This is a genomic window from Mesorhizobium sp. M0998, assembly GCF_040318885.1.
In the GTDB taxonomy this organism is placed as follows: Bacteria; Pseudomonadota; Alphaproteobacteria; order Rhizobiales; family Rhizobiaceae; genus Mesorhizobium.
In genome coordinates this window covers 68,517-90,591 of sequence record NZ_JAMYND010000019.1, presented here as the reverse complement: position 1 = coordinate 90,591, position 22,075 = coordinate 68,517, and the positions used below count along the sequence as shown (strand labels likewise).

General features: G+C 62.3%; 25 protein-coding genes. 17 read left to right on the top strand and 8 right to left on the bottom strand.

What is annotated here, in order from left to right; genetic code table 11:
* Positions 1 to 99 precede the first annotated feature (99 nt).
* Together NKH59_RS19315 and NKH59_RS19310 are read left to right on the top strand one after the other, a co-directional pair.
* On the top strand, positions 100 to 2,097 hold the full coding sequence (locus NKH59_RS19315; RefSeq protein ID WP_352980373.1) for an ABC transporter ATP-binding protein/permease: 1,998 nt from the start codon (positions 100 to 102) through the stop codon (positions 2,095 to 2,097).
* 246 nt (positions 2,098 to 2,343) lie between these two features.
* Positions 2,344 to 2,817 carry a VOC family protein gene (locus NKH59_RS19310; protein ID WP_352541103.1) on the top strand — a complete coding sequence of 158 codons (474 nt, stop codon included), beginning with the start codon at positions 2,344 to 2,346 and terminating at the stop codon, positions 2,815 to 2,817.
* A gap of 55 nt (positions 2,818 to 2,872) precedes the next feature.
* On the opposite strand, the gene gcvA is transcribed toward NKH59_RS19310, so the two are convergent.
* Entirely contained in the window at positions 2,873 to 3,766 is an 894-nt protein-coding gene (gene gcvA / locus NKH59_RS19305) for a transcriptional regulator GcvA (RefSeq protein WP_352775091.1), read from the bottom strand.
* Positions 3,767 to 3,971: 205 nt separating this feature from the next.
* On the opposite strand from gcvA, the gene NKH59_RS19300 reads away from it, so the two are divergent.
* From NKH59_RS19300 to NKH59_RS19280, 5 genes are all read left to right on the top strand, one after another.
* A complete protein-coding gene (locus NKH59_RS19300; RefSeq protein ID WP_352567970.1) occupies positions 3,972 to 4,157 on the top strand; it encodes a DUF1127 domain-containing protein in 186 nt (61 codons plus the stop codon).
* Positions 4,158 to 4,229: 72 nt separating this feature from the next.
* Positions 4,230 to 4,715 carry a VOC family protein gene (locus tag NKH59_RS19295; RefSeq protein WP_353022751.1) on the top strand — a complete coding sequence of 162 codons (486 nt, stop codon included), beginning with the start codon at positions 4,230 to 4,232 and terminating at the stop codon, positions 4,713 to 4,715.
* 34 nt (positions 4,716 to 4,749) lie between these two features.
* Positions 4,750 to 5,475: an SDR family oxidoreductase gene (locus NKH59_RS19290; protein WP_353022749.1), complete on the top strand. Its 726-nt coding sequence runs from the start codon at positions 4,750 to 4,752 to the stop codon at positions 5,473 to 5,475.
* A gap of 229 nt (positions 5,476 to 5,704) precedes the next feature.
* Complete coding sequence (locus tag NKH59_RS19285; protein ID WP_353022747.1) at positions 5,705 to 6,139, top strand: FKBP-type peptidyl-prolyl cis-trans isomerase; 435 nt, start codon at positions 5,705 to 5,707, stop codon at positions 6,137 to 6,139.
* Between the two features lie 753 nt (positions 6,140 to 6,892).
* Entirely contained in the window at positions 6,893 to 7,570 is a 678-nt protein-coding gene (locus NKH59_RS19280; protein WP_353022745.1) for an HAD family acid phosphatase, read from the top strand.
* Positions 7,571 to 7,611: 41 nt separating this feature from the next.
* Here NKH59_RS19280 and NKH59_RS19275 read toward each other — a convergent pair whose 3' ends face one another.
* Entirely contained in the window at positions 7,612 to 8,592 is a 981-nt protein-coding gene (locus tag NKH59_RS19275; protein WP_353022743.1) for a quinone oxidoreductase family protein, read from the bottom strand.
* Between the two features lie 98 nt (positions 8,593 to 8,690).
* Between NKH59_RS19275 and NKH59_RS19270 the strand changes: the two genes are divergently transcribed.
* Positions 8,691 to 9,083 carry a winged helix-turn-helix transcriptional regulator gene (locus NKH59_RS19270; RefSeq protein WP_352450464.1) on the top strand — a complete coding sequence of 131 codons (393 nt, stop codon included), beginning with the start codon at positions 8,691 to 8,693 and terminating at the stop codon, positions 9,081 to 9,083.
* Positions 9,084 to 9,157: 74 nt separating this feature from the next.
* Here the strand turns inward: NKH59_RS19270 and NKH59_RS19265 are convergent, their stop codons facing one another.
* Positions 9,158 to 9,763, bottom strand: a complete 606-nt coding sequence (locus NKH59_RS19265; RefSeq protein ID WP_352469781.1) for an NADPH-dependent FMN reductase — start codon at positions 9,761 to 9,763, stop codon at positions 9,158 to 9,160.
* A gap of 90 nt (positions 9,764 to 9,853) precedes the next feature.
* Here NKH59_RS19265 and NKH59_RS19260 point away from each other — a divergent pair, with 90 nt between their 5' ends.
* On the top strand, positions 9,854 to 10,222 hold the full coding sequence (locus NKH59_RS19260) for a winged helix-turn-helix transcriptional regulator (protein ID WP_023678378.1): 369 nt from the start codon (positions 9,854 to 9,856) through the stop codon (positions 10,220 to 10,222).
* Positions 10,223 to 10,272: 50 nt separating this feature from the next.
* Here the strand turns inward: NKH59_RS19260 and NKH59_RS19255 are convergent, their stop codons facing one another.
* From NKH59_RS19255 to NKH59_RS19245, 3 genes are all read right to left on the bottom strand, one after another.
* Complete coding sequence (locus tag NKH59_RS19255) at positions 10,273 to 10,593, bottom strand: hypothetical protein (protein ID WP_352541039.1); 321 nt, start codon at positions 10,591 to 10,593, stop codon at positions 10,273 to 10,275.
* A 144-nt stretch (positions 10,594 to 10,737) separates the two neighbouring features.
* The gene (locus NKH59_RS19250; RefSeq protein WP_023678380.1) at positions 10,738 to 11,133 is read right to left on the bottom strand and encodes an acyl-CoA thioesterase; all 396 of its coding nucleotides are present in this window, start codon (positions 11,131 to 11,133) and stop codon (positions 10,738 to 10,740) included.
* A 397-nt stretch (positions 11,134 to 11,530) separates the two neighbouring features.
* Positions 11,531 to 12,457 (bottom strand): LysR family transcriptional regulator, encoded by a 927-nt coding sequence (locus tag NKH59_RS19245; protein WP_352506700.1) that lies wholly within the window; start codon positions 12,455 to 12,457, stop codon positions 11,531 to 11,533.
* 106 nt (positions 12,458 to 12,563) lie between these two features.
* Here NKH59_RS19245 and NKH59_RS19240 point away from each other — a divergent pair, with 106 nt between their 5' ends.
* The 5 genes from NKH59_RS19240 (at position 12,564) to NKH59_RS19220 (ending at position 17,499) form a co-directional block, all read left to right on the top strand.
* On the top strand, positions 12,564 to 13,355 hold the full coding sequence (locus NKH59_RS19240) for an alpha/beta fold hydrolase (protein WP_353022741.1): 792 nt from the start codon (positions 12,564 to 12,566) through the stop codon (positions 13,353 to 13,355).
* Positions 13,356 to 13,553: 198 nt separating this feature from the next.
* The gene (locus NKH59_RS19235; protein ID WP_353022739.1) at positions 13,554 to 13,883 is read left to right on the top strand and encodes a GNAT family N-acetyltransferase; all 330 of its coding nucleotides are present in this window, start codon (positions 13,554 to 13,556) and stop codon (positions 13,881 to 13,883) included.
* A gap of 80 nt (positions 13,884 to 13,963) precedes the next feature.
* Positions 13,964 to 14,521 carry a hypothetical protein gene (locus NKH59_RS19230; protein WP_353022737.1) on the top strand — a complete coding sequence of 186 codons (558 nt, stop codon included), beginning with the start codon at positions 13,964 to 13,966 and terminating at the stop codon, positions 14,519 to 14,521.
* A gap of 153 nt (positions 14,522 to 14,674) precedes the next feature.
* Positions 14,675 to 16,291, top strand: coding sequence for a GMC family oxidoreductase (locus NKH59_RS19225; protein ID WP_353022735.1), 1,617 nt, complete (start codon positions 14,675 to 14,677; stop codon positions 16,289 to 16,291).
* Positions 16,288 to 17,499, top strand: a complete 1,212-nt coding sequence (locus tag NKH59_RS19220; protein ID WP_352541032.1) for a mandelate racemase/muconate lactonizing enzyme family protein — start codon at positions 16,288 to 16,290, stop codon at positions 17,497 to 17,499. Before NKH59_RS19225 ends, NKH59_RS19220 begins: the two co-directional genes overlap by 4 nt.
* Before the next feature lie 101 nt (positions 17,500 to 17,600).
* Here the strand turns inward: NKH59_RS19220 and NKH59_RS19215 are convergent, their stop codons facing one another.
* Positions 17,601 to 18,023, bottom strand: coding sequence for a GNAT family acetyltransferase (locus tag NKH59_RS19215; RefSeq protein ID WP_352469774.1), 423 nt, complete (start codon positions 18,021 to 18,023; stop codon positions 17,601 to 17,603).
* A gap of 128 nt (positions 18,024 to 18,151) precedes the next feature.
* Entirely contained in the window at positions 18,152 to 19,090 is a 939-nt protein-coding gene (locus NKH59_RS19210) for a diacylglycerol/lipid kinase family protein (RefSeq protein ID WP_352469773.1), read from the bottom strand.
* A gap of 737 nt (positions 19,091 to 19,827) precedes the next feature.
* On the opposite strand from NKH59_RS19210, the gene NKH59_RS19205 reads away from it, so the two are divergent.
* From NKH59_RS19205 to NKH59_RS19195, 3 genes are all read left to right on the top strand, one after another.
* A complete protein-coding gene (locus tag NKH59_RS19205; RefSeq protein ID WP_023719157.1) occupies positions 19,828 to 20,262 on the top strand; it encodes a DUF4383 domain-containing protein in 435 nt (144 codons plus the stop codon).
* 6 nt (positions 20,263 to 20,268) lie between these two features.
* The gene (locus NKH59_RS19200) at positions 20,269 to 21,399 is read left to right on the top strand and encodes a hypothetical protein (protein WP_353022734.1); all 1,131 of its coding nucleotides are present in this window, start codon (positions 20,269 to 20,271) and stop codon (positions 21,397 to 21,399) included.
* Positions 21,400 to 21,559: 160 nt separating this feature from the next.
* Positions 21,560 to 22,075, top strand: coding sequence for a hypothetical protein (locus tag NKH59_RS19195; RefSeq protein WP_352836590.1), 516 nt, complete (start codon positions 21,560 to 21,562; stop codon positions 22,073 to 22,075).

Genomic DNA, 22,075 nt, shown 5'->3' with positions numbered 1-22,075 from the left:
TGCGAGCACCGGAACAGCTGAGAAGCCTTGGCGTTGTTGGCATCTGGGATCTCGAGCGGACGCTATGAAACCTTCTGATTTTTAAGCCGTTATCGCCGGATGCCCGAGGCTAAATTTAAGCTGAAATCGGTTGACGGCGCCCGAACGCGCGATTCCGAGAAGTCGCGCCGCGAGAAACAATCGACTGTCGAAGTCGCGTCAGAGGTCGTCGGCCAGCCCGCGCCGCCGCCGGACGTCACCGAACCCGATCCTGAGCTGACACCTGAAGAGGCCGAGCGGGCGCGCAAGAGATACCTGCTTAAGCGCTTCTGGATCAGCGCGCGCGGTTACTGGGGCGGCAGCGGCGACAGGGTCGCCTGGCCGTTGACGATCGGGCTGCTGGTCCTGATCATCGCCAATGTCGGCTTCCAGTATGGGATCAATGTCTGGAACCGCGCAATTTTCGACGCCATTGAGCAACGCAATGCCCACACCGTATATTGGCTGAGCGCCGTATTCCTGCCACTCGTGCTCGGAAGCGCCAGCCTTGTGGTGGCACAGGTCTTCTTTCGCATGAGGATACAGCGCCGCTGGCGGTCCTGGCTCACCACCGCGGTCATCGCGCGCTGGCTCGCAAGCGGCCGCTACTATCAGCTTAACCTCGTCGGCGGCGATCATAGCAACCCCGAAGCCCGCATCGCCGAGGATTTGCGGATTGCCACCGAATCGCCCGTCGATTTCATCGCCGGTGTCATCGTCGCATTTCTGTCGGCCTCGACCTTCATCGTGGTGCTGTGGACGATCGGCGGCGCCCTGACCCTGACGATTGCAGGTTCGACCGTCACCATTCCCGGCTTCCTGGTCATCACCGCAGTGCTCTATTCCGCGATCACGTCCACTTCGATGGCGGTCATTGGCCGTCATTTCGTCCACCTCTCCGAGGAAAAAAATCAGGCGGAAGCCGAGTTCCGCTACACGCTGACGCGCGTGCGGGAAAACGGCGAGAGCATCGCATTGCTCGGCGGCGAGGAGGAGGAGCGCAGCGGCATGGACAAGACATTTGCCCATGTGCTCAGGCAATGGGCGCTCCTTGCAGGCCAGCACATGCGCACGGCGCTGGTGTCTCAGGGGTCGAGCCTGTTTGCGCCTGTCGTGCCGGTCTTGCTTTGCGCTCCAAAGTTCCTCGAAGGCAGCATGACACTTGGACAGGTCATGCAGGCTGCCTCGGCCTTTGCCATCGTGCAGGGCGCGTTCGGATGGCTGGTCGACAACTATCCCCGTCTCGCCGATTGGAACGCCTGTGCTCGACGCATCGCTTCGCTGATGATGTCGCTCGACGGGCTCGAGCGGGCGGAACAGAGCAACACGCTGGGACGCATAAAGCGCGGCGAGACCGGCGGCAATGCGATGCTCAGCCTGAACAATCTCTCCGTGTCGCTCGACGACGGCACCGCCGTGGTCAAGGAAACCGAGGTCGTGATCGAACCAGGCGAGCGGGTGCTCGTCGCCGGCGAATCCGGCTCGGGCAAGAGTACGCTGGTGCGGGCCGTCGCGGGTCTGTGGCCATGGGGTAGCGGCAGCGTCAACATCCGCGCCGACAGACGGTTGTTCATGTTGCCGCAACGGCCCTACATCCCGACCGGGACGCTTCGCCGCGCTGTCGCCTATCCAGGCGCCGCCGACAACTGGACGCTGGATAAGATCAAGGCTGCCCTCGACAAGGTGGGGCTCGACTACCTCAACGACCGGATCGAGGAGGACGCGCCATGGGACCAGACCTTGTCGGGTGGCGAAAAGCAGCGCCTCGCCTTTGCGCGTCTTCTGCTGCACCGCCCCGATATCATCGTGCTGGACGAGGCAACGTCGGCACTCGATGAGAAGAGCCAGGACAAGATGATGGAGATGATTATTCGCGAATTGCCGAAGGTCACCATCATAAGCGTAGCGCACCGCGCCGAGCTGGAGGCCTTCCACAGCCGCAAGATCACATTGGAGCGGCACAAGGGCGGCGCAAAACTTGTCAGCGATATCGAACTCGTCCCGCGCAAGGACAGACGGAACTTGCTCATGCGCCTTCTGAGGCAACGGCGCGCCAACGGAAAGCCAGCGCGACCTTGAGCAAAGCGGCGCTGCCCTACGCAAAGAGTGAGGCCGCCGGTCGGATCAGGCGGACCATCGCCGGTTCGAGTCACTGCCCGCATCTGGTCCTGAAAGCAGCAGTCGTGGTACCTTGATTCCGGGCAGCTGCTGCTGTCGGAACGTCGATGGCACGAGCGCATTTCCATGTCCGGTGCAACGCCGATGCAACCCGGGTTGATTTCAAAAGCCCAGATTGATTCGAAAGCAAAGGGACCAGCAATGACAATCGCCAAGAACACGATCTGCCTTTGGTACGACAAGGACGCCGAGGCTGCGGCCCGCTTCTATTCCGAGATTTTTCCCGACAGTTCGGTGAAATCCGTCCACCGCGCTCCCAGCGACTACCCGTCCGGCAAGGCCGGCGACGTGCTGACGGTCGAGTTCACGGTCGTCGGCATCCCCTGTCTCGGCCTCAATGGCGGGCCCGCGTTTAAGCACAACGAAGCCTTCTCCTTCCAGATCGCCACCGACGATCAGCAGGAGACCGATCGCTATTGGAACGCCATCGTCGGCAATGGCGGCCAGGAAAGTGCCTGCGGCTGGTGCAAGGACAAATGGGGCATCTCCTGGCAAATCACGCCGCGCGTGCTGACCGAAGCGATGGCCGCCGGCGGCGATGAAGCAAAGCGCGCATTCGAGGCGATGATGGAGATGAAGAAAATCGACGTTGCAGCGATCGAGGCGGCGCGGCGCGGCTGACAGTTTCGGGTGGCCCGACGCGGAAGTCGGTGCATCACCCGGTCCGGCCTTCCCGTCAGTCCATTTGCGGCGTGACTTCTGAAAGCAGCCAATCCCTGAAAGCCTTGACTTTGCGCTGACGGATCGCCTCCGGCGGGTAGACGAAATAGAAGCTGGAGGGGGATTTCAGGGCGTAGCCGAAGGGGCGGACAAGTCGCCCGGCGGCAAGGTCGGCCGCAACGAGCATGGTCCGGCCGAGCACCACCCCCTCGCCTTGTGCGGCCGACTCCATGGCAAAGGTGGCAGAGTCGAAGGTAATCCCGCTCTGCGGGTCCACGCCCTCGACCCCGGCGCTAGCCAGCCAGGTCGCCCAGTCGATCGGAAAGCTGTCACGGATCAGCGTGTGGTGTTTGAGGTCCTGAGGCGTGCGGAGCGGATGTGCACCCTCAAGAAGCTTTGGGCTGCACACTGGAAACACCTCCTCGCCGGTGAGGAACTCCGACGTGAGCCCCGGATAGTTTCCATTGCCATAACGGACGGCGACATCGATGCCGTCGCCGAGGAAGTTGGTCAGCTTCCCGCTTGTCGAAACCCGCACATCGACGTCGCCATGCGCACGGTGAAAGCGATAGAGGCGCGGCACCAGCCATCTCCCCGCGAAGCCATCGGAGGTGCTGACGTTCAATGTCGAGCTCGAATAGCGGGCTGTTGCTGCAGCGGTGGCGGTGGCCAACTGGGCGAGCGCCTCGCGCACCGCCCGCGCATAGGGCTCGCCAACGGCTGTCAGACTCACCGAACGCGTACCGCGCTCGAACAGCTGCACACCGAGCTGATCCTCAAGGTTCTTGATCGCCCGGCTGATCGCGCCGTGGGTGACATGAAGTTCCTCTGCCGCCTTGGAGAAACTCAACAGGCGCGCCGCGGCCTCGAAGCTCGGCAAGGTGGTGAGGGGAGGCAGCTTCCGGGGCATGGACCGAGACCTATGTGTGAGCATCGCTCACACATTGTCGCCGATAAGTCGTTTGTCGTCCAGGCCAGAAGCCGGCATGTTTGTTCGCGTAATCAGTCATTCACCGTCGCTGCAAAAGGCGAATTTGATGTGACTGATACTCTCGCTGACAAAAGTCGCGGGGCAACTGCTGAAACCAAAACTGCCGCCACTCTGGGAGAGCACCATGAACGCCAAACGAGTTGAACCGATCGTCGACGTCCTGACCGGCATGGCCGGCCGCATCCTCGCCTCGAGCAGCCGGCGCCGGACTGGGCGGCAGATTGCACGCTTCTCCACCCGCCGGCTCGAAGACCTCGGATTTGCCCGCGACTGGGACGGCTCGGTCTATCGGCCGTCGGACCACCGCTAGCCTGAACGAAAGCAACAGCGGACAGGCTCTTCGCAAAAGATCGCTGTCGCAAGGAATTAATGGAGAACGGACATGGCCACCATCCACCCATTCCTCTGGTTCAACACCGACGCGGAGCAAGCTCGCGATTTCTATCTCTCGGTCTTCAAGAACAGCAAAGCGCTCCAGACCGTCGAATACACCGACTGGGTGTCCGGAACCAACAAGACGGTCCCGCATGCCATCTTCGATTTCGAGCTCGAAGGACTGCACCTCACTGCGCTCAATGCCGGGCCGCAGCCGCCCTTCAACGAGCGGCTCTCGCTCTACATCGAGACCAGGGACCAGGCCGAGACCGACTACTACTATGAGGCGCTCACCGCCGGCGGCGGCAGGGCACAACCCTGCGGCTGGCTCACCGACAGATACGGCGTCTACTGGCAGGTCATCCCGGAAATCCTGCCGCGGCTGAGTGCCGATCCGGACCGCGAAAAGGCCAACCGCGTCCGGCAGGCGATGTACGGGATGCGCAAGATCATCATCGCCGACCTCGAAGCCGCATATGCCGGCAAGGCCTGACCCTCACCGCAATCGCAACGAACGGAGAACCCTCATGACATCGCTCGTGGACAGGAAAGTCATCGTCGTCGGCGGTAGTTCCGGCATCGGTCTCGGCGTCGCGGAAGCTGCTCTCAACGGCGGAGCGAAGGTCGTGATCGTCGGACGCTCGCCCGAGAAACTGCTGGCTGCCGAACGGACGCTCAATGCGGGCCGCGTGACCAGCGTGGTCGCCGACATGACCGACGAAGCGGACGTCGCTCGCCTGTTCGACGAGGTCGGTCCCTTCGATCACCTCGTATCGACCGCCGGAACACTGCCGCCCGTCGATCCCATCGGCAGTACCGACATGGAGGCTGTGCGAGGCTTCGTCGATAACAAGCTGATTGGCGCCGTCATGCTTTCCAAGCACGCTGTGCGCACCCTGAAAGCCGGCGGCTTGATGACCTTCACCTCGGGAATAAATAAGGATCGGCCGCCGGTGCCGGGAGGCTCGGTCGTCTCCGCGATTGCCGGTTCATTCAGCTACTTCGCCCGCGCCCTGGCGCTCGAACTGGCCCCGACGCGCGTCAATGTCGTGTCGCCCGGATGGGTCGATACACCGATGTGGGACATTGTTGGAGAAGCCAAATCCAGCTTCTTTGCCGACATGGCTGCCCGGTTGCCATCGAGAAAAATTCCGACCGCTGCGGACGTCGCCGCCGCCTACCTCTACCTCATGGAAAGCGACTTCACGACCGGCGAGACGATCCGCATCGATGGCGGCCATAACCTGATCTAGCCGCCATTTGCACGCCGCCTGGATGGGTTGAGCCGGCATGACTGCTGGACCGGTGCACTGCTGCCGAAGGCGACGAACGCCGGCGGGTCATGCCGGCGCAATCGGGGTTTACATCGGCAGCCAGGTCCCTAGTTTTAGCGTTTCGCGCCGCGCACCTAAGTGTGTGGATGATCGAGGACGGGACCGTGAGCTCTGGCCGGCCCCTCGAAACTTTCAAAGGATGGCTATCATGACACAGGCCAAGAATGGCGACACCGTGCGCATCATTTACAATGGCCGCCTGGCTGACGGCACTCAGTTCGATTCTTCCGGCAACGAACCGCTGCAATTCACGTTGGGTGAAGGACAAGTGATCGCCGGTCTCGAAACCCATGTCGAGGGTATGGAGGTGGGCGCGAAAAGCACCGTCACCATTCCCGCCGAGGCCGCCTATGGCCCCCACCGCCCCGAAGCGGTCATGACCGTCGATCGCGCCCGCGTACCAGACAACATCAATGTCGATATCGGCGCTCGATTGCAGGTCAGAACCCCGGAAGGGCGCCCGATGCCGGTAACAGTCGTCGGCGTGGACGACACCAGCGTCAAGCTCGACGGCAATCATCCGTTGGCCGGACGCGATCTCGTGTTCGACGTTGAACTGGTCGAGATCGTTCAGGCGGCGTAGGGCACGGCAAAGCGCGTAACGGCCATGATTTTCGGGTGACGCATTTCGACCGGCGGTTCCGGCGGTGCGTCACCTGTTCGGAGGCAAAGACCGCGACGGCGGAAATCGTGTAGCGTGCAGCAACCCATAGAGACATTCGGCATCTGGAATGTCCAATTCAGCGTCGCAGGTTCGCGGACCTGTGGAAGGGTAGTGTCTCAGTTTGAAATTAAGACGACTGTCCATCGTAGTCAGGCGGTGGCGGCGTGCCTGGCCACCGAAGCTCGACTTCCTCGCAGGAGTCTTGCATGCGCATGACGCGGACGGCGTTGCCGATCACATCGGCGGGGCGCTTCTGGCCCCTAGGTCCGGTGGGCAATTGCTGCCTCCTGAATTGGCCAGCGCTTATACGCGACGACCCAGAGAATGATTATCATTCCCAACGGGACCACAGAGAGAAGCACCCACGCCCGAGACATTCTTAGTCGCCCAAACAGCACCCACGCGGGGATTGCTGTGAGGACTGTCAACAAGGCGAATGGTAGCAACTGAATCGGATCTGACATTGGGTGCCTTCCATGCTTTCCGCTGAGCACATAGGCGGTTCCGCCTAGACGAGCAAACCGGGATAGGCGCTTTCGCATATTTCAAATTTCAAACTGAGACACTACCTGTGGAAGACCTCGCTTGACAGCCGACTTCTCGTGACCGCAAAGTCCCGTGATGCGGGCGATTGGCTGGAATAGAATTGCGCGTGTCGGGGCAATCGTGCTGATGATTGGCACAAATGTTCCTGCGCCGGCACGTTCCGACTCGCTCCTTCTCACAAGCCCGTCCCAGCCGGCCAATGTCGGCGATGCGATGCTGGCGGCTGCCAATTATCATGATTCCGGCGACTATGATCGCGACCTGGCCGCTGTGGCGAAGCAGGCAGGCGACTGGCTCGTCAAGCGCGCAATGGAGGTGCCTCGCCCCGCACTGGTGCTCGATATCGACGAGACGGCTTTGGCCAACTGGGAAGTGATCACACGTGACAATTTCGGCCGCCCGATCGGCGGCGCCTGCGACATTGCAATCGACGGTCCCTGTGGCTGGGCCGCCTGGGATCAGCTTGCGAAGGATCCGGCCATCGACCCGGTGCTGGAGGTTTTCCGGCAGGCGCGAACGGCGAAAGTCGCGGTGTTCTTCATCACCGGACGTCCGGAGGACCAGCGTCAGGCAACCGAACAGAACCTGCAGTCGGCCGGCTATGCCGGCTACGAGCACCTTTACATGGTCCAGCCTGGGGCCAAATACGGCTCCGCCGCAGATTTCAAGGCACCCATAAGGGCCGAAATCGAAAAGGCCGGCTACACGATAATTGCCAATGTCGGTGACCAGCCATCCGACCTGTTCGGGGGGCATGCGGAGAAGCTGTTCCTGCTGCCAAATCCGTTCTACCGGGTTCGCTGACGGCCTGTACGGCACAACCCCGGATCCTTGCGGAGCACCTACTAAGGTATCAAGACAACCTTGCCGGTCGCGCCGCGCTCGTCCAGCAGGCGATGTGCGTGGCTGGCCTGGTCGAGCGGGAAGCGGCCACCTTTGGTCACCACAAGCTGACCACCAGCGGCCAGATCGAAAAGCTCCAAAAGGCCGTCACGGAGACCGTCCGTAGACAGCAACGGCAGCAGGGCAAAACCCTTCAGCGACTGGTTGCGGCCGATCATCGCCTCCATCTCCGGGGCGCCGAGCGCGTATCTGCCAAGTGCTGCAAACACCAACTCTCCGCGAGGTGCCAGAGCCTCCAGCGCAACCGCCGTCAGCGGGCCGCCGACAATGTCGTAGATGATGTCGACGCCGGCGCCGTCTGTGGCTGCCCGGACGTGCACCGGCCAATCCGTGTTGCTGTAGTCGACGGCAGCATCGGCTCCCAGCGACAAAGCAAGGTCGAGCTTGGCCTTGCTGCCGGCTGCCGCGATGACACGGCTCGCGCCGGCGCGCTTGGCAAGCTGGACGAGCAACGAACCGACGCCGCCCGCGGCAGCGGCGACCAGCACCGATCTGCCGGCCGGCGGGCTTTGCCGCGATAGATACAATGCCGTCAGTCCTTGCACCATCAATGCCGTCGCGTTTTCGAACGAGAGCGAATCCGGCAAGGGCACGGTCAGGCTTGCGTCGATCGTCACATACTCGGCATAGCCGCCAAACGGGCGGCTCGAGGCGAACAACGGCGCGGCGACGCGCGTGCCGAGCAAGGAAGCGTCCACCCCCTGGCCAAGCGCCTCCACGATCCCGGCGGCCTCGACGCCAGGGATCATCGGCAGTTGCGGCGTCACCGCATAGCGATCCGCGCGCATCAGCACTTCGAAGAAATTCACCCCGGCCGCATGAACGCGGACCAAGACTTCGCCGGCTTGCGGCTCAGGCTTCGGCACCGCGACTATGTCGAGAACGTCGGGCCCGCCGAAGCGGCTCAGTTGAATGGCTCTCATCGCATGCACCGATCGCTGTTGGCATCGGCCGCTGTTTGCCACTATCTGCCTGGCTTCGACTACACACCAATTTGTCCGCTGCTGACCGGGAGGTGACCATGGCCAAGCCGATCAAGAGACTGCCGATGCTGCCGGCGGAGCGCGCGCTGAAAGTGATTTCGGGCCGCTGGAAGGCGGTCATCCTGTACCATCTCTTCGACGCGCCCCGGCGGCTGTCGGCGCTGCAGGCGCTGATGCCCGATATCACCCAGAAAGTGCTGATCCAGCAGCTTCGCGAAATGGAAGAGCACGGTCTCGTCCGCCGCGAGATCTTTGCCGAGATACCTTCGCGCGTCGAATATTCGGCGACGCGGCTCGGCCTCAGCCTCGAGCCGATCCTGCTGGCACTTTGCCAGTGGGGCCAGCATCACGCCGACGAGCTGAATGAGATGGACCGCCTTGCCGATTGCATCATCAGACCACGGCAAGCGCAGGACGCCCATGCCGTGTAAACAAAAGGGGCGGCGCATGCGCCGCCCCAATGCTTGGGAGACTTAATCCTTGGGAGGACTGTTCGAACCTGTGCTCAGGCCGCCTTGACTTCCTCGGCGACGGCATCGGCCTGACGCGCCGTCTTCAGCACCCTGGCCCACCATGCAATGTCGTTGACCAGCGCGGTTGCCGCCTGGTTGAGGTGCTCGAACTCATCGAGCTTCTTGTCGCCTTGCTTGACCGCAAGGAAATCGGCCCAGGAGATGTGTACGGCGGACTTCACCGGCGCCATCTGCAACTCGACCGCATGCAGCCTCAGCTGCTCGACCGCGCGCGCGCCACCGACGCTGCCATAGCCGACGAAGCCGGCCGGCTTCTTGTTCCACTCGTTGGCGGCGTAGTCGATGGCGTTCTTCAGCACGGCCGTCGGGCCATGATTGTATTCGGCGGCGGTGAAGATGAAGCCGTCGAATCCGGCGACCTTCTTTTGCCAGCGCTGCGCCACTTCGTTCTGCGACGGCGCCCAGGCGGAGGATGCGACCTCATCGAAGAACGGCAGCGGGAAATCGCGCAGGTCGACGACTTCGACGTCGATGTCGGCGTGCGACTTGGCGATCTTGGCAATCCATTCGGCCGGGACGTCGGCAAAGCGCGCGGCGCGGGTCGAACCAATGACGATGGCAATTTTGGGTTTTGACATAGAGGGGCTCTCCTTACAGGAATACTGGTATCGTTTAGATACCTGAGCTATATGAGTAACTGGCCGCTCAATGTGCAAGGAGGCACTTTTTTGTTACCAAGGCACCCGCACCGCACCGAGGACTGCCGCGCCATCTCGGAAATCCTGCAGCGCGTCGGCGACAAATGGACGGTGCTCGTGGTCGGCAAGCTTGGCAACGGGCCGCTGCGTTTCAACGAGTTGCGCAGCGCGGTCGGCGGGATTTCGCAAAAGATGCTGACCACGACCTTGCGCGGGCTCGAGCGCGACGGCTTCGTTACACGCACCGTGTTCCCGACCATCCCGCCGCGGGTCGACTACGAATTGACCGATCTTGGCTACGAACTGCTGGTGCCGGTCGATGCGCTCGGCGAATGGGCACGCAAGAACACCGAGCGCGTCAAGGCGGCGCGCGAGAAGTTCGACGCCATGCACAGCTGAACCCTTGTGCTGCAAAGGTTTGAACCTGCCCGGGAGCCTCCGGATGAGCGCTACTGCTGTAACTGCATCTTGGTCTTCGGCAGCTTCTCGATCCGGTTCCATTTCGGGTTGGGACTGACCACCCTGCCGCCAATCGTGCAGGTCGTGGTCGTCTCCTTGCGGCAATTGCTCACCGTCGTGCCGCTGGTGTCGCATTTCGTCGCCGAGCAGATCTCGCACTTGGCCGCTTGCCCGTTGATGGTGCGGTTTTCCGACGTGCAGGTGGCGCCTGGATCGCCTTTTTTGACCTCGGCAAAAGCGCTTGCGGACGACAGGCAGAGCAAGGCTGCAAAGGCACCCGCCAGGGCAGCGTTCAGCATGTGTTGACGCATTGTCTTTCCTCCCAATATCCCGTCGGTCGCGCTGCAGGCGCGCATGCGGGAAACCCGTTAGCCAAAGACCACGCGGGATCGCTGTCCGCATCCCCCGCGCGGGAGAGACGGCTGTTTAAATCCGTCTTCTGGAATCAGGCCGGGTCAGCCTTCGGCCGGAACCGCCTTCGGCTTGCCTTCGCCGTCCAGCGCCACCATGACGAAGTCGGCATGGGTGACCTTCTCCATCAGGTCGGAGAGATAGCGCTGCGCCCAGGCCTCGACCTTGAGCGTCATCGAGGTGCGGCCGACGCGTTCGACATGCGTATAGATGCACAGCGTGTCGCCGATCTTCATCGGCTTGGCGAAGGACATTTCCTTAACCGCCGCCGTCACCACGCGGCCCTTGGCGCGCTCGGCGGCGCGGATGCCGCAGGCGAGATCCATCTGCGCCATCACCCAGCCGCCAAAAATGTCGCCTGCCGCATTGGCGTCGGAAGGCATGGCCAGCGTCCTGAGCGTCAGATCGCCGATCGGCCGCCCGTCCGCGTAATGCACCATTTGGCCAATCCTCTCGAAGCCGATTGTCCCGATCCCGTATCGTCATGGCACGGGCAGGTCAACGCGCCACTGAACAGTGTCGCGGCCTGAGGTTCGGCTATCGGTCGACAGTGTTGAAAAGATGCTGTGCGGAGCGGGACGTAGGCATAGGCGTTGCCCTCGCGAATAACATGACCGATTCCTGGAAAGGGCAGGTGCATGCCTGCGACGAGCAGGCCATCCGCCGACACCATGTCGAGCACCTTCTTGCGTGTGGCGATTGCGGCCTCCTGGTCCACGTCGAAGGCGATTGCCCATTCCGGATGCGCAAATTGCAGCGCGGAGGCGTGAATTACGTCAGTGAAGAGCAGCAGGTGGTTGGCCCTCCGAACGGCCTCGCTGAGCCCCGGCTGGCCGCCTACTGGACAGGTTGCCGGGGTTCGAGCGCTCGGCGCAACGTCGGCGCCTCTTGCTCGATATGATCCCACAGACGGTTCGAGATCGGCCCGTGCGGCCGGTCGCGGCGGCGCGCCACCACCAACTCCTCGGTGCGGCCTGGCAGATGACGGCCGGCAACGGATTGCAGGCGTCCGTCGCGCAGCTCATCCTCGATCAGGAAGCGGGGCATGTGGCCCCACGCGAGGCCCTGCAGGATGATTTCCTTCTTCATCCCCTGGTCGGCCACCATGCATTGCGGCGCACCCTCGATCATGAAGTAGTCTTGTTGGGGTGAATGGCGGGCCGTGTCGCGCATGACACATTGGGTGAACGCGTGCATCTGATCCGGCGTGATGGGGTGCTTGATGCGTTCCGGCAGAAAGCCCGACGCCACTACTGGGACGAAGGGCACCTTGCACAGATCGATCCATTCCACCCGCGGATCGCTCTTGTCGATCCAGTGCAGGATCAAATCGGCTTCGTCATCGAAGAGGCGCTCCCACGGGCCGCCCACCGCCTCGAAGTGCAGATGCAGGCGTGTGCCCGGACACTGGGCGAAGAACCGTCCGAGCATGCCCAATGCCTGCGGGCGCGGGCAAAGGTCGCCGATCACCACATGGATCTCGCTTTCTTCGCCCATTGACAGCTGAGCAGCATGAAGCCGCAAGCCCTCGAGCTCGCGCAGCAGCGATTGTGCCCTGCGATGGAACGACAGCCCTGCCTCGGTGGGGCGCACGCGATAGCCGCTGCGATCCAAGAGAACGAGGTCGAGTTGCCGCTCCAGCTTTGCAACGGCTGCGAACACAGCCGGGTGCGAGCGATGCAGCATGGCCGCCGCAGGCTGAAAGCCGCCGCAGCGGACCACGGCATCGAAGCATTGCAGGTCGTGCAGGGTGAATTCGGCCATGTCAGCTTCTATTACAGAGATGGTCCCATCTTTGTAATATCATCAAAAGCGCGCCGCAGCTAGGCTTTGCCACATTCAACGCTCCAAGAAGGAAGGTGTATTCACCATGAATGAGCTGGATTTCGTGACCGTCGGCGATGGCACACGCATCGCCTACCGCATCGACGGCGACGCCGGGAAGCCCGTGCTGATGCTGTCGAATTCCATCGCCACCACGCTGCGGATGTGGGACATGCAGGTCGGCGAGCTGTCGAACCATTTCCGTGTTCTGCGCTATGATTTTCGCGGCCACGGAGAGTCGAGCGTTCCGGCCGGCGCTTATTCGCTCGACCGGCTTGGCCGCGACGTGATCGAGTTGCTCGACACCCTGGGCATTGAACGCGTACACTTCCTCGGTCTGTCGTTGGGCGGCTTCGTCGGGCAGTGGCTCGGCATCCACGCGCCCGAGCGGATCGAGCGCTTGATCCTGAGCAACACCTCGTCCTACCTCGGACCGGCAAAGCAGTTTGACGAGCGGATTGCCGCCGTGCTGCAGGCGCCGGATATGTCCGAAACCGCCGAGATGTTCCTGGGCAACTGGTTTCCTGCGCGTATGCTGGCGGCCAACGAGCCCGTCATCGAAGAATTTCGCACCATGCTGCTGGCCATCGACCGGCAAGGCTTGGCTGGTCTGTTTGCGGCGGTTCGCGATGCGGACCTTCGCCGAACCATAGCGCTGATTTCCAGGCCAACGCTGGTGATCGCCGGCCGGCACGACACTGTGACAGCCGCCAGCCACAGCGAGCTAATCGCGGCGACGGTGCCCGGCGCGGAGTTGGTTGTCCTGCCCGCGGTTCACTTGTCGAACGTCGAGTACCCCGCCGAATTCATGGAGGCCGTGCTTGGTTTTCTGCGCTGAGCTGGAGCACGACAGGTGAGAGCGCCGTCTGCAGTCGCTGTTGGTGTATGTACGGGCGGATCGGCCGTTCTTATCGAAAGCGGCCCGGCGAGGAAAACAACGCAGTGTTCCGGCAAGCCGTCCAGCATGGTCCGCCTCCGGGTTTGCTCGCCTTCGACGGCGATACGGCTGTCGGCTGGTGCCGGGTGACGCCGCGAGATGCCCTGCCCTGGCTCGATCGGCTATGGCAGCTCAAGCGCGTGGACGGACAGGCCGGTCTGGTCCCTGTCCTGCCTCTACGTGCGAAAACGATACCGCAGGCGGGGCGTAACATTCCAGCTGATTGCGGAAGCACTGGAAGTCGCGAGGCGCGCAAATGCTCCGGCACTCGAAGCCTATCCTTTCGAGGCCGACGTATCGCCGAGTGCTTCCGGCAGCGGATATGCCTCCACCTTCGCGCGCGCCGGGTTCAGGGTCGTCGCTCGCAGAACGCCGGCCCGCCCGATCATGCGCTATGATTTCAAGCAGATTGCCGATCATCGCCTGTAATGGTTGGATCGCTTGTCGAGGAAGCGCAGGCACTTCGAAATGAAGCCGGATCGTTTTCAACTTTTGGTCAGAGGCACAACGTGGATTACTTCACACGACGCAAGCCGTTCTCGGGCGCTGCGAAGTCAGCTTTCCCAGTCAGCACGTTGGCCACCGTGGCGGAGGACGAGCTGAAGCCTTTTGTCGACGACACTTATCGGACGCCGTCCAGACGTCTCATTTCTGATGGAGCGGGCATCTATATTCCTGATCGGTTATATTTTCTACCAGGTGTGGGAGAGCATCACCTCGGCTTTTCGTTTCCGTCGCATTGTCTGCTGACACGATCGACAGATGGCTTTTTGCGGCAGAGATCAGCCAGGGTGATCCTTTCGCTGAACGAAAGTTGGAGCATCGCCTTCGTCGTGCTGCTGTTAGGCGAATATGTCGTCGAAATCGCCGAAGATATCTACGCGGCAGTACCTGATCTGGACGCATCGGCCTATGCCAGTTTCGTCCGACAGAACCGAGACGTGATGCGTACGATGCGCGCCAAGGCCACAAGTTATTGGAATGTCTATTACAGGCGTGCTTATCCCAACCGGAAATCCTATCCGGCGATTGCTGTCCTCAATCAACTCGACGCGTGGGCAAGCTAGGTTCTTTTCAAAAAAACTTCTTGGCGCTGGAAGTCGAAATTCAAACGAAGTTGCCGGTCGCTTTTTTCACATCAGATGCCGGAAGACCCGGCGACGCCGCGCCGCGCGCGAGTCTAGGTTAGAGGCCGAATTCCGGAGCCGACCGCAGCCACCATGCAGACCTATGATTTCATCATCGTCGGCTCCGGTTCGGCCGGCTCGGTCCTGGCCGAAAGATTGTCGGCTTCCGGCCGCTTCTCGGTGCTGGTGCTGGAAGCCGGCGGCAGCGACCGTCGCTTCTACGTGCAGATGCCGCTCGGCTACGGCAAGACCTTCTTCGACCCGGCGGTCAACTGGAACTACAAGGCCGAGCCGGATCCCGGCCTGGCCGGCAATGCCGACCACTGGCCGCGCGGCAAGCTGCTCGGCGGCTCGAGTTCGATCAACGCCATGGTCTGGATCAGGGGCGCGCGTGAGGATTTCGACGCTTGGGCAGCGGCCGGCAATCCCGGCTGGGGCTTCGACAACCTGCTGCCTGCGTTCAAGGCGCTGGAGGATAACCAGGCCGGCGCCGACCAATGGCGCGGCGTCGGCGGGCCGCTGCATGTCACCGACTGCTCGACCTCCGTCCATCCGCTCACCAAGCGCTATCTCGCCGCCGCCAACCAGGCCGGCCTGCCGCTCAACCCGGATTTCAACGGCGCCTCGCAGGAAGGCGTCGGCGTCTACCAGATCACCACCAGGAACGGCCGCCGCATGTCGGCGGCGCGCGCCTTCCTGCGCCCGGCGACGAAGCGCAAAAACGTCCGCGTCGAGATCAACGCCCTGGCGACAAAAATCCTGTTCGAGGGCAAACGCGCCGTCGGCATCGAATATCTCCAGAATGGCGCGACGAAAACCGCCCGCGCCGGCCGCGAGATCATCCTGTCGGGCGGTTCGGTCAATTCGCCTCAACTTCTCCAGCTTTCCGGTGTCGGCCCGTCGGCGCTTCTTGGCGCGCTCGCCATTCCCGTCGTTCACGCCAACGAGAATGTCGGGGCAAACCTGCAGGACCATGTCGGCATCAACTACACGTTCAAGGGCAGGCTGCCGACGCTCAACCAGATCCTGCGCCCGTGGTGGGGCAAGCTGCTGGTCGGCATGCAATACGTGTTTTTGCGCTCAGGCCCGCTGTCGCTGTCGATGAACAATGCCGGCGGCTTCTTTCGCACCGATCCGGCCACGGCACGGCCCAACATGCAGCTCTATTTCCAGGCGTTTTCAACCGTCATTCCGAAGAGCGGCGAACGCCCGATCCTGACGCCCGATCCATGGCCGGGCTTTTCCATCGGGCTGTCCAATTGCCGTCCGTCGAGCCGCGGCGAAATCATGATCCGTTCCGCCAATCCGCGCGATTATCCCAAAATCGTCGCCAATGCCTTTTCGACCGAGGCGGACGTCGCTGAAATGCTGGCGGCGGTGAAATTCGTCAGGAAGATCGCCTCGATGCCGGCGATGGCCGAGATCATCGAGGAAGAGGTTTTGCCCGGTCCCTCGATCACCTCCGACGCGGATCTCATTCAGGATTTCAGGAAGCGCTCGGGCACCGTCTATCACCCGGTCTCGACCTGCCGCATGGGGCCGGACGCGGCGCACGCCGTCGTCGATCCGCGCCTCAAGGTACACGGCATCCAGGCGTTGCGCGTCATCGACGCCTCGATCTTTCCGGACAACATAACCGGCAACACCAACGCCGCCGCGATCATGACCGGATGGAAGGGCGCCGAACTGGTTCTGGAGGATCAAAAATGAAAATCACCGACGTCAAGACCTGGGTGGTCGGCAATCCGCCGCCCGGCATCGGCGGCAAGTATTTCATCTTCGTCAAGCTCACCACCGATGGCGGCGTCGTCGGCTATGGCGAGGCCTACAACGCCACCTTCTCGGCCCATGTCACGGCGAAAATGGTCGAGGACATGGCCGAGCGTTATCTGATCGGCCGCGACCCGCACGATATCGAGACCTTCTTCCGCCGCGCCTATTCGTCCGGCTTCACCCAGAGGCCCGACGTGTCGGGCATGGGCTGTTTCTCGGCGCTGGAAATCGCCTGCTGGGACATTATCGGTAAGGAGGCCGGCAAGCCGGTCTACAAGCTGCTTGGCGGCCAGGTACACGAAACGCTGCGTTCCTATACCTACCTCTACCCGCACAGCGGCAGCGTCCATTCGGAGGACGCCCGCGGCAAGAACGTCTACAATGATCCTGACCTGGCCGCCGCCTGCGCGCTCGAATATGTCGAGCAGGGTTTTAACGCGGTCAAGCTCGACCCAGCCGGCCCCTACACCGCCTTCGACGGCCACCAGCCGCGCCTCGTCGACATCGACCTCTCCGCCCGTATGGTCAAGGCGATCCGCGAGGCGGTCGGCACCAGGGCCGACATCCTGTTCGGCACGCACGGCCAGTTCACCGCATCGGGTGCGCTGCGCCTCGCCCGCGCCATCGAGCCCTATGATCCGCTGTGGTTCGAGGAGCCAGTGCCGCCCGACATGCCCGAGGTCATGGCTCAAGTGGCGCGCGGCACTTCGATCCCCATCGCGACAGGGGAAAGACTGACCACCAAGTTCGAATTTGCCCGCGTCATCGAGAACCGTGCGGCGACCATTCTTCAGCCCGACCTCGGCCGCTCCGGCGGCATTCTCGAAACCAAGAAGATCGCCGCCATGGCCGAAGCCTACCACATCCAGGTCGCGCCGCACTGCTATTGCGGGCCGATCGTCGGCGCCGCCAACATCCAGCTCGCGGTAACGCTGCCCAACTTCCTCATTCTGGAATCGCTGAAGCAGTGGAACGGCTTCCACGAAAAGCTGCTGAAGAAGAAAATCGAATGGCAGGACGGCAACGTCATCCCGTCGAAGGAGCCGGGCCTCGGCGTCGAGCTCGACGAAGCCGTCTGCGAGGCGCATCCCTGGACCGGCAAGGACCTGCATTTGCAGATGATGCAGACGCCGCTGATACCGTGAGCGCGCGTCAGAGCTATGCCTTCGTCGGTCTTGGCCATCTCGGCGGCCAGCTCGCCGCCAACCTGATCCACAACGGCTTTGCCGTCACCGTCCGTGCCAGCTCAGGCCTTGGAGAGCAGTTTGCTCATGCTCACGCGCTGCTCGACCTCATACCCGCACTTGCGGTAGAATCCGAGGCCCGCTGAGTTGGAAGCGACAACTTGGAGGTTGATCTTTACGCAGCCAAGGGCGGCGAGCCGTTTTTCGGCTTCGTGGATGAGGGCCTCGCCGATCCCCTTGTGGCGATGGGATTGCAGGACGGCGATCCGGGAAATCCAGCCCCGGTGGCCATCGTATCCAGCCATGATCGAACCGACGACCCGGCCAGATTCAAGCACAACCAAAAAGAGGTTCGGCTGATATCTCAGCTTCTCGGGGATCGAAATATGAGCCGCGTTCCAAGGGCTGTCATCGGGGAATGCGTCCCGCCAAAGCGTATCAACCCCGTCAAAATGACTGTCGGTGTATTCAATGGTCGAGAACATTCATGTCCGTTCCAACTGGCCCGACCGGGGTGTCTGACATCAGGCAGAATATCAGCAATTTCAAAGCGCTGAATGTATCTCCGGAATCAAAGCGGTAACGACCGGATTCAAAGTCTCAACACCTTGATTCAATATCTCAGCGTCAATGCGCCGGGCAGGATCTCGAAAGTCGCTGGTATGCGACCCGGCGATTCGCCGTCTACGTCGATCAGCGCGGCGTTCTTTTGCACATCGCCGAGCGGCTCGACAACCACTTTCTTGCCGCGCAGGATGGTGATCGCAGGATGGTTGCGGTGCCGCCCGCCATAGAGCAGGCGGATGTCCCAGATCAGCTTCAGCTTGCCGGCGGCGCGCAGGATGACGATGTCGAACTCGCCGTCGTTAAGCTCGGCGTCGGGCGCGATCATCATGCCGCCGCCGAAGAATTTGCCGTTGGCCACCGCCACCAATGCCATGCGCGCCTCAACCGGGGCACCGTCGTCGATGGTGATCGCAACCTCCTGGAACCGATAGCGGAGGAATTCCCAGACCGTGCGCCAGTAGAACAGTGCCTTGGCCGAAACCTTGCCCTTGCGCCTGTCGGCGTTGACGGCACGGTCGGTAGCGCCGGAAAGCCCGAGGCTGGCGATGTTGATGAAATGGCGGCTGGCCAGTGCGCCATGGTCGTCGACATAGCTGATGCAGCCGGCATCGACCTTGCGCGGCTTTGCCTCGGCAATCCGCTTCAGCGTCAGATCGACATTGTTCGACAGGCCGAGCCCGCGGGCAAAGTCGATGCCGGTGCCGCAAGGCAGCAGCCCGAGTTCGGCCGTCCGGCCGCTTTCCCGGAAAGCCTTCAGCAGCCCGTCGGCGACTTCGCTGGCGGTGCCGTCGCCGCCGGCCGCGATCACCAGCTCGAAGCCGATGGCGGCAAGGTCGAGCGCCAGCCGTTCGGCATCCCCCTCGGCCTGCGTTTCACGCAGCTCGAAATCACCGAAATGTCTTTTCAGCGAAGCCGCAACCTCGGGCCAATGCCGCTTGAGCCTGCCGCCGCCGGCGATCGGATTGAGAACCACCGCGACCTTCAAGCCTGCCTCCCCAAGGCCATCGAACACGCCTTCCAATCATTTGCCGGCATTGAAGCCCGCGCCGGCCTGCGGGGCAAGGGTCGATTACCCGACAATGCGGCTTCGGCATCGAGGCGGCAAATCCCGACCGGCGGCGGCAGAGATCGGAAAGTCGCTATTTTGGCAGGGTCAGTCCCCGATAATCCCGCTATCCACAGGCATGCGGCAGTTCCGCCAAACGCTTATCCGACGTACGTTAAAACCCATCTCAGGCGGCTACCGATCGCCACGCCGAAAGGCAAAGCGGAACGGCGGATTTCCTGAGGCCCGTACGGCCCTGAACGAGAACAGGCTTGCTTGTTGGAGGGATGGACGCCGAGACCTACGGGGCCGCGGAAAGCGTGCGAACGCCGACGGCGGACCGATGCTGCCATGAAGGACGGCAAAAACCTTCGATGGCGCGCTGGGCAAAGCTCGCAAGAGTGGAGACCGGCGTGGTCCGGAACGGACGCTGCCCTCGGGTGGCGACTGGCAGGACCGTCAAAATCAAGGCCGGCATGGCGCGACATCTTTCGGGAGTTGCTGCCGCGACCGTGTCCTGATCTGACAGGGAGGCGCTGGGAGAAATCCCGGCGCCGACTGTCTATGTGGCCCCGCCTGACGATTTTGCCGGCGACGCTTCACGCTGCGCCAAAATCAGCTACTATCCATTTGCCGTCGGGGGCCGTTTAAAAGGGCTGACGGCAGGGGGACATTTCATGACGCTCATCCAGAAGCTTGCTGTTGCCTATGCTTTCCTGTTCTTCGGCGTTGTTGCCATCGGCTATGTGCCGGCTTTCAACGACGCCGGCGGCAATCTGTTCGGCCTGTTTTCGCTGCAGTGGTATGACGATTTGCTGCACGCCTTCTCCGGCGTCTGGGCGCTGGCCGCCGCCTTCATCTCGCACCGCCAGGCGGTGTTCTATTTCAAGCTGTTCGGCTCGGTCTATCTGTTCGACGGCGTGCTCGGCCTGGTCACCGGTTCCGGCTGCCTCGATGGCGGCATCTTCATCAACGGCTTCCGCTCCCTGAATGACATCGAATTCCCGGCCCGCTTCTTCGCCAACCTGCCGCACATCGTCATCGGCGGCTTCGCCGTCTACGTCGGGTTCTGGCTGTCGAAACGTGTGTACGACCATTTCGCCACGGCCTGACCGGCCATGTTCCTGTTTCGCTGGCTGAAGCGCATCATCAAGGCGATCCTCTGGCTCGTCGTCATTGTCGTGTTGATCCCGATCGCCGGGCTGGCCTACGGCTTTCTCACGACGCCGTCGTTGGACACAACACCATTGCCGGGCGTCACCGAGGGTGCCCCGCCGAAGGCGCTGGCCGACAAGGTCCGTGCCGAGATTCCCGGCTACCAGCGGCCGGAGGAATCGACCTTTCTCACCTATCCGGAATGGGCCATCGTCTACGCCGCGCGCGAATATGCCGGCTTCGTCGACAAGAACCAGCCGAGCGGTTTTCCCTATCTCTCCTATATCGGCCGCTTCTGGCAGGACTATGCGATGGTCATCCGCGCCAGCTCCGCCTACAAGTTCAACCTCGACAACCACCAGATGCTGGTGATCATCGGCACCAGCCACACGATCGAGCACGCCATCCAGTGGGCCTATGAAAATACGGTCGGCCGCATTACCGAAGCGACAGCCGGCAAGCGCACCGCCGCCGACATCTACCAGGCCAAGGTCGCGGCCGACTACGCCGGTTTTCTCGACCAGGTGCCGTGGTACCAGTTTCCCTATGCCGAAAAACGTGCCGGCCTGTTTGCCGTCCAGCCGGCAGCGGACGACAGCGCCTTCCGCACCAGCGAACGCAAGCTCGCCTTCGGCCTCGCCGACACCATCAAGCAGGGCTACGCCGATCTGATCAAGTCGGCGCTCGCCGCCACCACCGACCCGGCCTTGCTCGACATTCACGTCTGGGCCAAGGGTCCGGTCAGCGAGGTGACGCGCAACGAGCCCGACACCTTGCTGGAGCGCGATCTCGGCGCCGACGGCACGGTCTTCGTCACCAGGCGCTATCAGGTGTTCACCGACATGATCCCGCGCCTGATCGACAAGGGCGTCTCCTTCGTCGAGATCGGCGGCAATGACGAGATCATGGTCACCATGCTTTCCAATGACGAGATCAATGTTCCCGAAGGTGCACGCACCTTGTTCAGCTACCCGCTTCCGGCGGAACCCTCCACGCGCCGCACTGGCCTGACTGTCGCCGTGCGCAAGCTGCACATCGTGCTGCCGGCGCTGATGACGGCAGGCGCCAGGCTTGAACACGTCTACGATTACTGAGGCCTTTCAGTCACAGCCGGCCTCCACAAGACGTAGCGTGATGCTCCGCCACGCTCATTCCACAATCGCGGCCAAATCCCGCCTTGTTCCGCAACGATTGATGATGCCGTAGACACGTTGTCTTGCGCACATGTGCCAGGCAACTCGGAGGGACACGACCGTGATCAAGACCGCCCTTGTCGCCATGACCATCGTCGGCTGCGATTGCGACGCCAGGCTTTGCGAATATATCGGCGAGACGCCCGCCAAATGGTCGACCATCGCCGAATGCGAAGCGGCGATGAAAAGCCAGATGCTGCACGAGCGCAATTTCGACTATCCGCTGGTCTCCGGCATCTGCCGGATACAGAACTCGTCTTCGTCATCGCAGCTCGCTGCGACCGCTTCCGAGCCTGAATTGACGACGGCCAGTACGGCCGCGACAGACCCGCTGCCACCGGAACTGAGCCATCGGCCCAGTGCTGCGGTCGGAACGCAGGCCACGGCGACGGAAACGGAAGCCGTCCGGCCGGTCGCCTATGAAGCGGCGGTCGATGGCGGCCGCGCCGTGGTCTACCGCACGAAGGCCGGCTACGCCGTGGTCAAGACCGATCTCGGCCGCGCCGCATCGGCAACGATCGGCATCGCCAGGCGTTCGGCGAACTGGCTGGCGGCGAAGCTGCCTGACGGTTTGTAG

Bases quoted from the DNA above. Each gene is read 5' to 3' on its own strand.
- NKH59_RS19255 (WP_352541039.1), bottom strand. From the start codon at position 10,593: ATGCGTCAACACATGCTGAACGCTGCCCTGGCGGGTGCCTTTGCAGCC.
- NKH59_RS19240 (WP_353022741.1), top strand. From the start codon at position 12,564: ATGAATGAGCTGGATTTCGTGACCGTCGGCGATGGCACACGCATCGCC.
- NKH59_RS19265 (WP_352469781.1), bottom strand. From the start codon at position 9,763: ATGTCAAAACCCAAAATTGCCATCGTCATTGGTTCGACCCGCGCCGCG.
- NKH59_RS19270 (WP_352450464.1), top strand. From the start codon at position 8,691: ATGGCCAAGCCGATCAAGAGACTGCCGATGCTGCCGGCGGAGCGCGCG.
- NKH59_RS19215 (WP_352469774.1), bottom strand. From the start codon at position 18,023: ATGTTCTCGACCATTGAATACACCGACAGTCATTTTGACGGGGTTGAT.
- gcvA (WP_352775091.1), bottom strand. From the start codon at position 3,766: ATGCCCCGGAAGCTGCCTCCCCTCACCACCTTGCCGAGCTTCGAGGCC.
- NKH59_RS19290 (WP_353022749.1), top strand. From the start codon at position 4,750: ATGACATCGCTCGTGGACAGGAAAGTCATCGTCGTCGGCGGTAGTTCC.
- NKH59_RS19315 (WP_352980373.1), top strand. From the start codon at position 100: ATGCCCGAGGCTAAATTTAAGCTGAAATCGGTTGACGGCGCCCGAACG.
- NKH59_RS19300 (WP_352567970.1), top strand. From the start codon at position 3,972: ATGAACGCCAAACGAGTTGAACCGATCGTCGACGTCCTGACCGGCATG.
- NKH59_RS19285 (WP_353022747.1), top strand. From the start codon at position 5,705: ATGACACAGGCCAAGAATGGCGACACCGTGCGCATCATTTACAATGGC.
- NKH59_RS19295 (WP_353022751.1), top strand. From the start codon at position 4,230: ATGGCCACCATCCACCCATTCCTCTGGTTCAACACCGACGCGGAGCAA.
- NKH59_RS19225 (WP_353022735.1), top strand. From the start codon at position 14,675: ATGCAGACCTATGATTTCATCATCGTCGGCTCCGGTTCGGCCGGCTCG.
- NKH59_RS19245 (WP_352506700.1), bottom strand. From the start codon at position 12,457: ATGGCCGAATTCACCCTGCACGACCTGCAATGCTTCGATGCCGTGGTC.
- NKH59_RS19235 (WP_353022739.1), top strand. From the start codon at position 13,554: ATGCCCTGCCCTGGCTCGATCGGCTATGGCAGCTCAAGCGCGTGGACG.
- NKH59_RS19250 (WP_023678380.1), bottom strand. From the start codon at position 11,133: ATGGTGCATTACGCGGACGGGCGGCCGATCGGCGATCTGACGCTCAGG.
- NKH59_RS19275 (WP_353022743.1), bottom strand. From the start codon at position 8,592: ATGAGAGCCATTCAACTGAGCCGCTTCGGCGGGCCCGACGTTCTCGAC.
- NKH59_RS19200 (WP_353022734.1), top strand. From the start codon at position 20,269: ATGTTCCTGTTTCGCTGGCTGAAGCGCATCATCAAGGCGATCCTCTGG.
- NKH59_RS19205 (WP_023719157.1), top strand. From the start codon at position 19,828: ATGACGCTCATCCAGAAGCTTGCTGTTGCCTATGCTTTCCTGTTCTTC.
- NKH59_RS19280 (WP_353022745.1), top strand. From the start codon at position 6,893: ATGATTGGCACAAATGTTCCTGCGCCGGCACGTTCCGACTCGCTCCTT.
- NKH59_RS19220 (WP_352541032.1), top strand. From the start codon at position 16,288: ATGAAAATCACCGACGTCAAGACCTGGGTGGTCGGCAATCCGCCGCCC.